The 14,464-nt window shown below is 65.7% G+C and carries 8 protein-coding genes, 1 tRNA gene and 1 riboswitch; of the genes, 5 read left to right on the forward strand and 4 right to left on the reverse strand.

The features are described 5' to 3' along the window. Positions 1–14: 14 nt before the first annotated feature. The gene (locus tag FFS09_RS04725; protein ID WP_137917704.1) at positions 15–9,695 is read left to right on the forward strand and encodes a two-partner secretion domain-containing protein; all 9,681 of its coding nucleotides are present in this window, start codon (positions 15–17) and stop codon (positions 9,693–9,695) included. Positions 9,696–9,714: 19 nt separating this feature from the next. Here the strand turns inward: FFS09_RS04725 and FFS09_RS04730 are convergent, their stop codons facing one another. Then, positions 9,715–10,272, reverse strand: a complete 558-nt coding sequence (locus tag FFS09_RS04730) for a PAS and helix-turn-helix domain-containing protein (RefSeq protein ID WP_137917705.1) — start codon at positions 10,270–10,272, stop codon at positions 9,715–9,717. Positions 10,273–10,379: 107 nt separating this feature from the next. On the opposite strand from FFS09_RS04730, the gene FFS09_RS04735 reads away from it, so the two are divergent. The 4 genes from FFS09_RS04735 to FFS09_RS04750 all read left to right on the forward strand — a co-directional run bounded on the left by FFS09_RS04735 (position 10,380) and on the right by FFS09_RS04750 (position 12,618). After that, positions 10,380–11,087, forward strand: a complete 708-nt coding sequence (locus tag FFS09_RS04735) for a CoA transferase subunit A (RefSeq protein ID WP_137917706.1) — start codon at positions 10,380–10,382, stop codon at positions 11,085–11,087. Position 11,088: 1 nt separating this feature from the next. Then, complete coding sequence (locus FFS09_RS04740) at positions 11,089–11,724, forward strand: 3-oxoacid CoA-transferase subunit B (protein ID WP_137917707.1); 636 nt, start codon at positions 11,089–11,091, stop codon at positions 11,722–11,724. 27 nt (positions 11,725–11,751) lie between these two features. After that, positions 11,752–11,924, forward strand: a riboswitch (yybP-ykoY riboswitch). Positions 11,925–11,930: 6 nt separating this feature from the next. Further along, on the forward strand, positions 11,931–12,509 hold the full coding sequence (locus FFS09_RS04745; RefSeq protein WP_137917708.1) for a TMEM165/GDT1 family protein: 579 nt from the start codon (positions 11,931–11,933) through the stop codon (positions 12,507–12,509). A gap of 35 nt (positions 12,510–12,544) precedes the next feature. Beyond that, positions 12,545–12,618: transfer RNA gene (locus FFS09_RS04750), tRNA-Gly, on the forward strand. Positions 12,619–12,722: 104 nt separating this feature from the next. Here FFS09_RS04750 and FFS09_RS04755 read toward each other — a convergent pair. The 3 genes from FFS09_RS04755 to FFS09_RS04765 form a co-directional block, all read right to left on the reverse strand. Beyond that, positions 12,723–13,016, reverse strand: a complete 294-nt coding sequence (locus FFS09_RS04755; protein ID WP_137917709.1) for a hypothetical protein — start codon at positions 13,014–13,016, stop codon at positions 12,723–12,725. Positions 13,017–13,240: 224 nt separating this feature from the next. Beyond that, a complete protein-coding gene (locus FFS09_RS04760) occupies positions 13,241–13,972 on the reverse strand; it encodes a nucleotidyl transferase AbiEii/AbiGii toxin family protein (protein WP_137917710.1) in 732 nt (243 codons plus the stop codon). Then, a complete protein-coding gene (locus FFS09_RS04765) occupies positions 13,959–14,390 on the reverse strand; it encodes a hypothetical protein (protein WP_137917711.1) in 432 nt (143 codons plus the stop codon). The genes FFS09_RS04760 and FFS09_RS04765 overlap by 14 nt, the downstream gene beginning before the upstream one ends. Positions 14,391–14,464: the final 74 nt, after the last annotated feature.

Consider the following 14,464-nt stretch of genomic DNA (forward strand, 5'->3'; position numbering starts at 1 on the left):
AGGGAGAACACGACATGAAGATCACCATGAAGGCCACGCTCAAGGCCGCGTTCACGGGCGCCGCGATGGGCATGATTCCGGTGCTGCACGTGAGCCATGCGCAGCAGGTGGTGGACCCGGCGGCCGCGGCGGCAAAACAATCCACCCTCACGCAGTCGCTCAACGGCACGGCGGTGCAGAACATCGCCGCGCCCAACGCGTCGGGTCTGTCACACAACCAGTTCAGCACGTTCAACGTGAACACGCAGGGCCTGGTGATCAACAACTCCAATGTCAACGCGATCTCCCAGATTGGTGGCGCGGTGGTGGCCAACCCGAACCTGGCCGGCGGCCAGGCGCGGCTGATCCTCAATGAAGTCACCAGCGGCAACCGCTCCATCCTGCAAGGCACGCAGGAGCTGTTGGGTGGGCAAGCGGCCTACATCCTGGCCAACCCCAACGGCATCAGCTGCGATGGCTGTGGCTTCATCAACTTCCCGCGTGCCACGCTCACCACGGGCTCACCGCTCTTCAACGGTGACAACCTCATGGGCTTTCGCATCGACGGCGGCGACGTGAGCATCGGCGCGGGCGGCCTCAACGCCACCGGCGTGGACTTCTTCGACATCCTCACGCGCTCGGCGCAGATCAACGGCCAGATCAACGCCAACGACCTGTCGCTGCGCCTGGGCAGCAACGACGTGGACTACGCGACCTTGACGGCGACCGCGCGCGCACCGGTCGGCGCGGCGCCGTCCTTCGCGCTGGACTCGTCCGCGCTCGGCGGCATGTACGCCGGCCGCATTTCGCTCATCGGCACCGAGGCCGGCGTGGGTGTGCGCATGCTCGGCAACGTGGCCGCGTCGGTGAGCGATGTCGAGCTCGACGTGAACGGCAGGATCTCGATGAAGGACAACGTGGTGGGCGCGCAGCGCAATGTGACGCTGCGCTCCACCCAGCTCGCCGCCGCACCCGGCTTCGAGCTCGAACTCGACAACGTGCAGCTCAGCGCGGCCGAGCAGCTCCGCCTGGAAGGTGGCGATGTGCAGGTCAACGGCGGCAAGGCCGTGGCGGGCACGAACCTGACCGTGGATGCGGCTTCGCTGCAGAGCACCAGCGCGCAGATCGAGGCGCGCCAGGATGTGTCCATCACCACCACCGGCGCGGCGAACGTCAGCGGCGGCACCGTGCAGGCCGATCACCAGCTGACCGTGAACGCGGGCGCCATGGCGCTGGCCTCGGGCGCCAAGCTCATGGGCGAGGCCGATGGTGTCGGGCCCCTCGGCGGCACCACGGTGAACGTCACCGGCACGCTGGACCTGACCGATGCGGCCCTGTTCAGCGGCGCCGCCCTGAATGTGACCGCGGGCGCCTTGAACGTCGGCGCGGCGAGCAACGCCGGCGGCACCAAGGGATTGCGTGGCACCGGCGCGGTGGACGTCAACGCCACCACCATCACCAACGCAGGCTTGCTGGCCAGCGACACGACCCTCACGCTCGACGCCAGCGGCACGCTCACCAACAGCGGCACGGTATACGGCAAGACCGCCCTCGGCTTGACCGCGGGCACCCTGAGCAACAGCCACCTGGTGGAGTCGGGCGCCGCGCTCACCGTGGACGCCGACACCGTCACCAACACCGGCAAGTTGTACGGCCAGACCGGCGTCACGCTGACGGCCGACACCTTGAACAACAGCAAGCTGGTGGAGTCGGGCGCGGCCATGACGCTCAACGTGGCCGACCTCAACAACGTGTCCACGGCAACGTCCAAGGCCGAGCTGTATGCCGTCGGCAACCTCACCATCCAGGGCAACCACACGCTGGACAACACCGCCAGCGCGCAGCACACCGCGGCCATCGTTTCGCGCGACGGCCAGCTCGGCATCGACTCGCGCAGCGGGGCTGCGGGCAGCCAGGCCGTGTCCAACGCCGGTGGCCTGCTCTTCGGTGGCAATGGGGTAAGCGTGCTGGTCTCGCGCCTCTTCGAGAACAAGCTCCACGCCGGCAAACGGGCCACCACCTTTGCCAACAACGGCAACGTCCTGCTCGGTGCTCCCAGCCAGGCGGCGGTGGAGGGCGCGGCGCAGGACATCACGGTCGTCAACACCGACGCCGACATCGAGGCGCGCACCGGCAACATCAACATCTACACCAGCTACCTGCGCAACACGACCAACAACGTGCCGGTGGTGAACACCGGTGCCTGGGTGTCCAGTGGCGCGTCGAGCTACGACCACGACAACAACCCGGCCACGCCGGACATCACCATCGAGGACGACTGCGGCCACTACGAAGACCACTTCAACAAGGACGTGGTGGGCAAGGTGTGCGCGCGTTGGGTGGAAACCCGCTCGCAGACCCTGGCCAGCCCCGACCTCTCGCCCCGGGGTCGCATCATCGCCGGCAACGACTTCACGGCCTGGATCGAGAAGGAAGCGCTCAACTACATCAGTCTGATCTCGGCCGGCAACAACATCACCCTCAACGGCAGCGGCACCGCGCAATTCGAGAACCGCTCGGTGGAACTGCGCCACGACAAGAACGCGCTGGTGTTCCGGTACGAAAACGGTGGCGAAGTGGCGTGCGCGGCCGGCCAGGACTGGTGCTTCTACGACTTCCCCTCCTACTACCGCAAGAAATTCGTCGACATCTCGCCCGGCGTCCTCAGCACCTACACCGTCGGCATGGCCTCCACCGTGCAGTCGGGTGGCGCGATCAACGTCAACATCGGCCGCGTGACCAACGGCAGTGGCTTCCGCGGTGAAAGCCAGAACGTCACCATCATCCCCGGCACAGGCCCGTCCAGTGGCGCACCCACCGGCGGCACCCCGGGTGCGGTCCCCGGCAGCGGCATCGGCACCCTGACGGGCAGCCCGTTCTTCGTGCCCAGCCGCAACCCGACCTCGCCCTACCTGTTCGAGACCGACCCGCGCCTCATGAACCTGGCCGGCCTGTATGGCTCGGACCTGTTCCTCAACAGCCTGGGCCTGGACCCGACGGACTACCTGCGCGTGGGCGATCCGTACTTCGAGCAGCAACTGCTGCGCCAGCAACTGCTGGCCGAAGCCGGCCAGTTGTTCGTCGCCGATGGCATGGCCAGCGAGAACGAGCAGTTCAAATACCTGATGGACAACGCCGTGGCGGCCCAGGACGACCTGCAGCTGCGCGTGGGCGTGGCGCTGACCAAGGAGCAGATCGCCAACCTGCAGAAAGACATCGTCTGGATGGTCGAGGTCGAGGTCAACGGCAAGAAGGCGCTGGTGCCCCAGCTCTACCTGTCGGACACCACCAAGGCCAGCCTGGCCCAGGGCGCGCGCTTCGTCGCGTCCAACATCAACGTGAAGACCGAGAGCGAGTTCGTCAACAGCGGCGCCTTCGTGGCGTCCAACAACCTCAAGGTCGACGCCGGCACCACCTTCACCAACACCGGCGGCACGCTGGTGGCGGCCAATGGCTTGAACATCCAGGCGGTGGGCGACATCCTGAACCAGAGCGGCACGATCCGCGGGGGCGATGTGTCGGTGACCTCGACCGAGGGTTCCATCGTCAACGAAACGCTAACGGCCACCCAGCGTTTCGGTGACCAGGGCAATGTGACGCACCTGGGCCCGACCGCCACCATCGAGTCCACCGGCAACCTGAACCTGAACGCGAAGAACGACATCGTCTCGCGCGGCGGCAACCTCCATGCGGCAGGCGACGCCAACCTGACCGCCGGCCGGGACATCACGCTCACAGCGGTCAAGCAGGAGACCTTCTCCGCGGTGCAGGAGAGCAGCCGCGCCGGTGGCCACCGCACCACGACCACCACGACCGAGAACATCACCCGCCAGGTGGGCTCGGGCCTGAACGTCGGGGGCAACCTCAACGCCACCGCGGGCAACAACATCAACATCGAAGCCAGCACGGTGGACGTGGCCGGTGGCGGGCGCCTGGACGCCGGCAAGGACATCAACATCGTTGCGTTGGCCGAAAACCGCAAGACGGAAACGTCCACCTCGACCCGGAGCTGGAACAGCAGCTACGAGCAGGACACGTCCATCGACCACACCACGGGCAAAGCGTCCACGGTGAACTTCGGCGGTGACCTGGCGATGGCGTCGGGCAACAACACCAACCTCATGGGCTCTCAGCTCGCGGTGGGTGGTGACCTGAACGTCGAGCGCATCGGCGGTGACCTCAACGTGACCACCTTCGAGGAAAAGCTCAACGTCACGCAGACCACGCGCACCTCCAGCGTCTTCGGCGGCGAGGCCAAGGCCGACGCGGGCAAGAACATCGCGGCCAGCGAAGTGTCCGCCACGGGCACGCTGTTCAGCAAGACCAAGGAAACCACCACCGTCGACGCCACCACGCACCTGCGCTCGGGCATCGCCGTGGGCGGCAACCTCAACGCGGGTGAGGGCGCCATCGCCGGCAATGTGAACATCACGGGCTCCAACATCGCCACCGGCGGCGACATGAACCTCAAGGCCGGCGGGGACATCAACATGCTCGCGACGAACGATTCGGTCACGGTGGAGACGACGCGTTCGAGCTCGTCGTTCGGTGTCACGGCCAATGCCTCGGTGGCCGGCGCCGGCGTGTCGCTCAATTTCCAGAACGAGCGCAGCAACAACGAAGTCACGCAGACCACGGCCCAGGTGTCGGGCCTGAGCGCGGGCGGCAACATCAACCTCGACGCGGGTGGCAACTTCCGCGAGCAGGGCACGCAGGTGGCCGCGGGCGGCGACATCGGCGTCGCGGCCAAAACGATCACCAGCGAAGCCGCGCAGAACACCTACACCGAGAGCGGCAGCTCGACCTCGGTGAGCGTGGGCCTGGGCGTGAAGGCGGAGACCGGGCTGGATGGCCTGGTGTCGAGCTTCATCAACCCGGCCACCAACAAGGCCGGCTTCGACATGGCCGGCGCGGCCCAGGGCATCAACGCGCTGAGCGCGCCCGACCCAGGCCAGGTCAAGGCCGAGTTGAGCGTGACGGTGACCAAGACCAGCAACACCGGCAGCGGTTCGCAAGCCATTGCCTCGGGCTTCAACAGCGGTGGCAACGTGTCGTTCACCGCACGCGACGGCGACGCCACCTTCCACGGCACGAACGTGGACGCGGCCGGCAGCATCAACGTGACGGCGGACAAGGGCGCGATCAACATCCTGACCGCCGACAGCCACGACACCGCCACACAGAACCGCTCGGAAACCAACGTGACCGTGGGCGTGTCGGGCGACGGCACGGTGTCCGCTTCCGGCTCGGGCGAACGCTCGACCGCCACGCAAAGCTCCACCTCGCAGCAGGCGGCTTCCTTCAAGGCCGGTGGCGACATGAACCTGAGCGCCAGGGACGACGTGACCCTGCGTGGCACGAACCTGGAAGCCGGCGGCACGGCGTCGGTCGAATCGCGCGAAGGTGGCATCCGGTTCGAAGCCGCGCAGGACACGACGAACTCGTCGAGCTACGAGATGTCCGCGCATGCGAGCGTCTCGGTCAACGTCGCCCAGAAGTCGGGCAGCGTGGGCGGTGGTGGCAGCGAAATGTCCACCCGCGAAAGCTCGACCACGGGCAAGGCCGGGTCGATCAACGCGGGCAACATCGTGCTGAAGTCGAAGAACGACATCACCCTGGTGGGCACGAACCTCACCGCGCAGGACTCGGCCACGCTCCAGTCCCGCGACGGCAAGGTCGACTTCCAGGCTGTGCAGGACACCCACACCCGCACGGCCGACGGCTGGTCGATGGATGTGAGCGTCGAAGCGGGCAAGACCGGCGGCAGTGTCCAGGCCGGCGGCAGCCGCACCGACGAGTTCGAGAGCAGCACCACCCGCACGGGCGGTTCTCTCACGGCGAAGAACCTCACCATCAGCGCGGGCTCGGGCGTGCGCCTGGAGGGCACGCAGGTCAACGTGAGCGAGAACGCCAACATCGACACGGGCACGGGCGCGCTGACGCTGGAAGCCGCGGTCAGCACCAGCGAAAAACGCATCAACAACACCGCGGTGGAGGTGGCGGGCGGCGTGGACACGAAGGAGAAGAGCGGCCACGGCAGCCTCAAGGCGCAAGGCGAGAGGACGAACGAGAACAAGGTCACCAACAGCAACGCCGTGCTCAACATCGGTGGCACGGCCGACATCAAGGCCGCCGGTGGCATCGACATCAAGGGCAAGGACATCGCGGGCGTCGAGAGCATCATCCAGGCGGGCACGACGAACCTCAACGGCGCGAACGTGTCGATCGAACAGCTCAAGGACGTGGACGAGTCGTCGTCGAACAAGTTCGGCGTGAGCGTGGGTGTGTACGTGCCGGGCAAGAAGGCGCGCGACATGGTCGCCGACAAGGCCCGCAGCGTGCGCGACAGCGACACCGTGGCCGCGATCAGCAACAAGCTGACCAACGCGGGCGCGGGCCTGAGCAACGCGGCCGACTCGGTGAAAAACACGGTGCGCAACGTGGGCGCGGACGCGGCCACACGTGCCCAAAACAACGCCGACCTGGCGGCCACGAAGCAGGCCACCAAGGACGCCGCGACCGCCACGAAGCTGGACCGCAACAACCGCCAGGCCGATCGCGCGGCCACGCAGGCAGAAACGGGCATCAAGTCCGATCAGTCGAAGAAGGACCAGAAGGCCGACTTCGACCGCCAGCAAGGCGACGACAAGGCCGCGCGCGAACGCGACCAGCTCCTCGCCAGAATCGACCCCACCTCGGCGACGGCCAGCCAGGAGCGAGCGACCGCCGACAAGCAGTTTGAAGACGCCAAGGCCGCGAACCAGAAGTCGGCCGAGGACGCCAAGCGCAAGAACGCCTCGGACGCGGCGGACCTGCGCGAGAAGGCGTTGGATGACATTGCCCAGCGCAAGCGCGACGCCGAGAACAAGGCGGCCGATTCCACCATCCGCCGCCAGGAAGCCGCCGGCAATGCCGAGCAGGCCGATGCGCTCAAAGCCGCCAAGGCCGAGCGCGAGTCGAACATGAAGGCCGACACCGACAAGGCCAAGGACGACAACGCAGCGCAGAAGCAGCGCACCGACAGCGACTTTCAGGCCCAGCGCGATGCGGACGACCGCATTCGCCGGGCGCGCGAGAAGCAGGCCGCCGACGACGCGAAGGCGGACGCCGATGCGACCCTGAGCGACGCGCAAAAGCAGCAGGCCAAGGACGCCAACGCCAAAACCGCGAAGCAGGCGATCGACGACGCCGACCAGAAACGGGACGATGCGAAGCGCGACAACGCCGAGAAGGCGGCGGACGCGCAACTGGCCGCGCGCAAGAAACAGGAGCAGGCCAGGATCGACGCCGAGAAGGCCAAAAGGGAAGCGTTGGCGGAGGCCGCGCACCAGCGCGATGCGGGCAAAGACGATGACACCCAGAAGAAGGCCGTTGCCGATGCCGCCACGGCATTGAAGGACGCCAAGACCCAGGCCGACGCGGACCTGAAGACCGCGCAGGACAAGGCCGAGACCGATCGCAAGGACAAGGCGACCGGCATCGACGCGGACCGCGTGGCGGCCGAGAAGGCGGCCGACCAGAAGCGCGACAAGGCCGTGGATCCGGCCCGCAAGGCTCTGGACGCGGCGAAGAAAACATCCGAGACCGACCGCGATGCCGCGTTGAAGAAGATCGATGCCGACACGGCACTGAGCGACGATCAGAAGAAGACCGCGCGCGAGAAGGCCAACACCGAACACGACCAGCGTGTGAGCGACGCGCAGAAGACGTTCGACACGGTCAGCGACGCGGCGGACAAGACCCGCGTGGCCGAGAAGGAGAGCGCGGCGAAGGACGCCGACCAGAAGAAGCGCACCGCCGACACCGAGGTCGCGACCGCGAAGAAGGACGCGGACGACGCGCGCGCGAAGGCCGAGGCAGACGCCAAGACCGCGCACGACGACGCGGTGGCCAAGGCCAAGGCAGACCAGACCACGCGGCTGGAAGACCGCAAGAAGGCCGAGATAGCCCAGGCGGCCGCGGACGCCCGGCACAAGCGCGAACTGGCCGATCTGGACGCGGCGGAGCGCGAGGCGCTGGCCAAGGCCGACCGCGAAGCCGCCCAGGCCGAGGTCGACATCGACCGCAACGGCGCATGGACCGCTGCGCAAAAGGCCGACCGGCGCAAGGCGGTGGCCGACAAGCAGGCCGCCGAACGCGAGAAGGCTGCGCAGGAGCGCGCCGACAAGGCCGCGGCCAAGGAGCAGGCGCGCGACGACCTTGCCCGGCAGACCGAAGTCGACGCCATCGACCCCCAACTGAGCGCTGCCGACAAGACGGCCAAACAAAAGGAGATCGACGACAAGTACGCCGACCGCACAACCGAGCGCGAGACCGCCCGCGACAAGGTGAAGGACGCCGCCACCGATCAACGCAAGGCCAGCGAAGCCAAGGCCGAACTCGATCTGGCCCAACGCAAGGCGCAAGCGCAAGCCGACGCGAAACGCGACACCGACGACGCCACGGCCAGCACGGCCCACGACGACGCGGTGACCCGGGTGGACGACAAGCTCAGGGTCGATTCACAGAACAAGACGCCCGATGAGATCGCTCGGCTCACCACGCAAGCCGAACAGGAGAAGCGCAAGCTGCAAGCCGACCGCGATGCCGCGACGGCGGAGCACAAGCGCATCGCCGACGACGCGCGCGCCACGGCCGACGCGGACCGCGCGAAGAAGGAGGCGGAGCAGGCCCACCAGCGTGAGACCGATCGCCTGGCCGCGCTGACGCCGCCGCCGGCAGATCTGGCCACCCAGAAGAAGGCCGCGGACGACCAGCGCGACGCCGCGAGGAAGAACGCCGACGACCGCCTGGCCGCTCAGCAGAAGGACAACGCCGCAACAGAGGCCGACACCAAAGCCCAGGTGGCGCGCGAGCAGCGCGATGCCGACATCGACGCCGACACCGCGCTCAGCGCGACAGAAAAGGAACAGAAGAAGAAGGACAGCGAGCGCACCTTCCTCACGGACCAGAAGGCCGCGCAAACCGAGCACGACGCTGCCGCCAAGAGCCTGGAAGCCTTGATGACGCCAGCCGAGAAAGCGGCGGCGCAGAAGGCCGCCGAGGCCGCCGAGAAGGAGGGCGCTCGCGTGAAGAACCCGTACGCCCTCGGCACGCGGGTCAAGGCCATGGCCAAGAAGGGCGAGAAGTGGAAAGAAGTGCTCACGTCCTTCGGCTTCCACCACACCAGCCAGTTGCCGGCGGAAGAGGACGAGGAGGAACCTGCCCTGCCCCTGGACACGCTCGTGCGCCTGGCCGGTCAGTTCCCGATCGCGGACCAGGGCAACATGCTGTCGCTGCTGGGCGATGCGGACGTGCAGAAGACGGCCGCGATCACCGCCGCGCTCGATGCGATGCGCAGCGAAGCGCGCGGCGAAACGCTCAAGGCCTTGCAGCAGCAGTACACCGGCAAGGAACTGGGTGTGCTCACGGTGGTGCAGCAGCGCGAGGCCTTGTCGGACCTGGGGTTGGAGCTGCCCGCGGGCCTGCCGTCGGCCGAGGTCACGCGCCGCTTCAACGCGTTCCTCGATGCGGCGGTGTCCTCGCTGCAACCCGATGAAGCCCAGATGAAGGCCATTCTGGAAGGCGCGGGCGTGGCCTTGAAGAAGGACGACGACGTGGCGAAGAAGTACCAGGACGCGCTGAGCAACGGTTTGAAGAAGGCGCGCGACCAGGCGTCGGGCATGGGCATGTCGGCCGCCCAGGTGGACGCGCTGGTGGGGCAGTTGCAACCCTGAAACCGAAGGGGGCCGGCGCTCAGCCGCCGGTCAACAAACGGTGCACCAGATCGGGCGTGCTGTGCGCCTGGTACTTGCGCATCAGCCGCGCGCGGTAGATCTCCACCGTGCGGTGGCTGATGTCCAGTGCCTTGCCGATCTGCTTGCTGGTCAGGCCGTCCATGAGAAAGGCGGCCACCTCGCGTTCGCGCGGCGTGAGCTCGGCTTTCACCGCGCGGGTGGAACTCAGGTCCTCGAAACTCCAGATGCCTTCGGCGTGCGGCGCGTCCAGCCGCAGCGCGCGCCCCGTCACGTGGCACCAGAAGGTTTCGCCCTGCCACTGGCCGCCAACGCGCTTCATGATGCGGTTGTCCGCGTAGGTGCCTTTGCGGCCGAGCAGGGGCGTCATCCGCGCGCCGATGCGCTCGTACTCGTCGGCGCTGGGGTAGAGGATCTGAAAGCTCTGGCCCACGAGTTGCTCGCGCGTGGCGCCGAACATGTCGCACAGCACCTGGTTGCAGTCGACCATGGTGCGCTCGCGCGAGAGCGCCAGGCCCACCGGGGCGAGGTCGAAGGCGAGTCGGTAGTCGATCTCCATGGCGGCTGGGCAAGTGTTGAGGTGAGGGTTTGGCTTTACGAAATACTACGTATGTCGTTACGTAGTATCGTAGCCAGCTTCCACGGTTCAACCCAGGAGACTTCGACGTGAACAAGATTTACCCGAACGCGGATGCCGCGCTCAAAGGCATCGTGGCCGACGGCCAGTTGCTCGCTGTGGGGGGCTTTGGCCTCTGCGGCATTCCCGAGGCTTTGATCGACGCGCTGCACGACAGCGGTGTGAAGAACCTCAGCGTGATTTCCAACAACGCGGGCGTCGACGGCTTCGGCCTGGGCAAGCTGCTGGAGACGCGGCAGATCACCAAGATGATCGCGAGCTACGTGGGCGAGAACAAGGAGTTCGAGCGCCAGTACCTCGCGGGCGAACTGCAGCTCGAATTCACGCCGCAGGGCACGCTGGCCGAGAAGCTGCGCGCCGGTGGCGCCGGCATCCCGGCCTTCTTCACCAAGACCGGCGTGGGCACCCTGGTGGCCGAAGGCAAGGAACTGCGCGAGTTCGACGGCGAAACCTACGTGATGGAACGCTCGCTGGTGCCCGCCGTTTCGCTGGTCAAGGCCTACCGAGCCGACAAATCCGGCAACCTGCAATTCCGCCTGACCGCGCGCAACTTCAACCCCGCCGTGGCGATGGCCGGCAAGATCTGCGTGGTCGAGGTCGAGGAAATCGTGGAGACCGGTGCGATGGATCCCGACCAGATTCACCTGCCCGGCATCTACGTGCACCGCATCGTGCACAACCCGAATCCCGAGAAGCGCATCGAGAAGCGCACCATCACCGAAAAGGCAGGAGTTTGATATGGCCTGGACCCAAGACCAGATGGCCGCGCGCGCGGCACAAGAACTCGAAGACGGTTTCTACGTGAACCTCGGCATCGGCATCCCGACGCTGGTGGCCAACCATACCGGCACGAAGGAAGTGTGGTTGCAGAGCGAGAACGGCATGCTCGGCATCGGCCCGTTCCCGACCGAAGACCAGGTGGACGCCGACCTGATCAACGCCGGCAAACAGACCGTGACCACGCTGCCCGGCTCGAGCATCTTCGGCAGCCACGACAGCTTCGCCATGATCCGCGGCGGCAAGATCAACCTCTCCATTCTGGGCGCGATGCAGGTGAGCGAGAAGGGCGACCTGGCCAACTGGATGATCCCGGGCAAGATGGTCAAGGGCATGGGCGGCGCGATGGACCTCGTGGCCGGCGTCAAGCGCGTGATCATCCTCATGGAACACGTCGCGAAAAAGAAGGACGGCACCGAAGACCTGAAGATCCTGCCGACCTGCACGCTGCCACTCACCGGCGTGGGTGTGGTCGACCGCATCATCACCGACCTGGGTGTGATGGACGTGACACCCCAAGGCCTCAAGCTCGTGGAGATGGCGCCCGGCGTCACGCGCGAGTTCATCCAGTCCAAGACCGGCGTCACGCTGGTCTGAGAACCGGGGCGGGTATACTCCCGCCCTTCACCCGTCATTGGGGAGTAGCCGCCCTGCAACCTGCAGGGGTCTGCGTCAACACACTTGGCCCCCACGGCCATGGCGCAGACAGCTCCAGCCTGGCAAGACCTTTGACCACACTGCCTCCGGATGGGCCGGGGATGCCGTGTGGTCTTTTGGTTTCTGCCGGCCCTCGGAGCATTGTTTTGGACGCATTTCTCATCTCCACCGGCATCGTCGCGCTCGCTGAAATGGGCGACAAGACGCAATTGCTGTCGCTTGTGCTCGCCGCGCGTTTCAAACGGCCCTGGCCGATCGTCTGGGGCATTCTGGCGGCCACCTTGCTCAACCACGCCTTGGCTGGCACGGCGGGGGCGTGGATCATGGCGGCGGCGGGCCCGAATGTGATGCGCTGGGTGCTGGGCGTGTCGTTCATCGCCATGGCGGGGTGGATGCTGATCCCCGACAAGCTCGACGACGACGAAGCCGTGCCCAAGCGCCAGATGGGCGTGTTCTTTGCCACCACCTGGGCCTTCTTCCTGGCCGAGATGGGCGACAAGACACAGATCGCCACCATCGCCCTGGGCGCGCAGTACGAGCCGTTGATTGCCGTGGTGCTTGGCACCACCTTCGGCATGATGCTGGCGAACGCGCTGGTGGTGTTTTTTGGCGATGCGATCACGCGGCGCGTGCCGATCAAGATCGTGCACGTCATGGCGGCGTTGATCTTCGCCACGCTCGGTGTGCTGGCGTTGTTGGGCGTGGGTTCGTCGATCACCGGCTGAAGGTCCGGATTCGGGCGCTAGAATGGCGGCCTGCTGCGGGTGTAGTTCAATGGTAGAACGGCAGCTTCCCAAGCTTCATACGAGGGTTCGATTCCCTTCACCCGCTCCATACAGCAAGCCCTCATGCTGAGTGTTTCCCCAGCGTGATGCCACTGCAGGCCCTTCGGGGCCTTTTTTCGTGGGTGCTCCCGAATCCCCCGGGCGCATGAGCAGCTACTTTCGGGCAAGTTCCAGGTACAGAGCGAATGCGCCATCGGCAACCGAGTCGAGGGGATTGTTTTTGCAGTAGTTGTCCATCCACAAAAACATCTGATTCGCCGTGTTCAGTTTGTCGAGCGGGTCGGCGGGGCTGCTGATGCCTTTCATGTGCACGGAGTTCATCCCTGACATGAAGCCGAGAAGCCACGCCTTGCGTGGCTGGGTGTTCTCTTTCACCCATTGCCCACAATCGGGCACGCCGAACACCACTTGCGCCTCCACAGAAGCAGCCACCAACAGCGTCAGCAAGACACCAGCTCGAACAAATTTCACAGCACGCATTCTTAAATAGTGGCTCGTACCATTCGCGGGAAAACGCAAGTGTCGCATCCGGATGCGAATCCGCGGTGGCTTGAAGTCTTGCTCCCCCGCGGGGTGAGGGTTGGGGTGAGGTACGTTTGAAGTGATGTGGTCGGCGCACGTGCCCCCGTCCCAGCCTTCCCCCAAAGGGGAAAGAGAAAATCCACGCCGTCTCAGAGATCGCGGGGGTCCCGACGTTTCATAGCCTCGATCGCATCGCGTGCGACCTCCTGCTCGATGAGATCGCGGGTCTTGATGAAGAACTGCCGCATCGTCTCCAGCGTGGGCGGGTTCTTCACGAGTGTCTCGTAGCCTTCGTCGTTCAAGCCCGGCTTTCCGGAGCAGAGTCGCATCATTGCAATGTCGTATTTACTGGGCGCCCCAGCGCGTTCAAACGCTCGCATGACCTCGATGGGTTTGAAGTGTTTTTTCTTGAGCAGCAGGTAGAGGTCGAACCAGTCGCGTGTCTTGGAGCGCTCGGCGGTGACGATGCATTTGAGCCGGAATATCTCCGCCAGACTGGCCACACGAGGACCGGGACTTTCCACAGGTTCCAGTTGCTTCGCGCTTTCTGACTCGGGCGCTACGAACGTCACCTTCACCGACCCGTTGACGACGTAGTCCTGTTGGTAGTCGTTGAAGTCCAGGCCGGCGTTGAGGAACTCTTCCACGCCGGCGGGTGCATCGTTCGCCATGAATTCGAAGCCGGCTTCAAGCGCACGGCGCTTGAGGGCCTCGATCTGCGCCTTTGGCAGCTTCTTGCCGAGGTACATGAAATCGAGATCTTCACTGAGTCGGTGGTGCAGGTGCATGGCCAGAGCGGTGCCGCCCACCAGCACAAAGCCCTTGAGGGCGGGCTCCGATTGAAGGTGGGCCCAGAGTTTTTGGGTATCAGGCCTGAGCACGGGAAATCCCTTTCTGGATGTTGTGCAATTGCCGCTCCACCTCGGTCTGCATGCGGGGTTTCAATTCGGACTTCACCTTGCCCCACTGCGCCAGAACTTCTTCAAGCCCATGCGCCTTGACCGCTTCCAGCAGCAGCAGGAAACCACCCTTGGCGAGCGCGTTGCGGATCAAGGTCTTGTGGTCGATCGCGGCGTTGGACCATGCCAGTCCCCACTTCGGATCGGCCAGCGGGGATCGCGTGGAGGTCGCTTTCACCATCACCGGGCGTGGCTTCGCGATGGGTGCCAGACCGATCTGAAGGCCCGCGGCCTTGGCCAATGCGTCAATGGACGCCAGGTCCATCGTGCCTCTGCTTTTGGCCCGGGAGATGGTCTCCGGCGCCAGGCCCGCCACGCGCGCCAGCTGCGCCTGGTCCATTCCTGCTTGCTGGGCGGAGGCGAGTACCTGATCTAGAAGATGAGCGGCAATTGACATGTAAGTCAATTTTAGAT

Source organism: Hydrogenophaga sp. 2FB (assembly GCF_005503365.1).
Lineage (GTDB): Bacteria > Pseudomonadota > Gammaproteobacteria > Burkholderiales > Burkholderiaceae_C > Hydrogenophaga.

Bases quoted from the DNA above. Each gene is read 5' to 3' on its own strand.
- FFS09_RS04725 (WP_137917704.1), top strand. From the start codon at position 15: ATGAAGATCACCATGAAGGCCACGCTCAAGGCCGCGTTCACGGGCGCC.
- FFS09_RS04730 (WP_137917705.1), bottom strand. From the start codon at position 10,272: ATGGAGATCGACTACCGACTCGCCTTCGACCTCGCCCCGGTGGGCCTG.
- FFS09_RS04740 (WP_137917707.1), top strand. From the start codon at position 11,089: ATGGCCTGGACCCAAGACCAGATGGCCGCGCGCGCGGCACAAGAACTC.
- FFS09_RS04765 (WP_137917711.1), bottom strand. From the start codon at position 14,390: ATGGACCAGGCGCAGCTGGCGCGCGTGGCGGGCCTGGCGCCGGAGACC.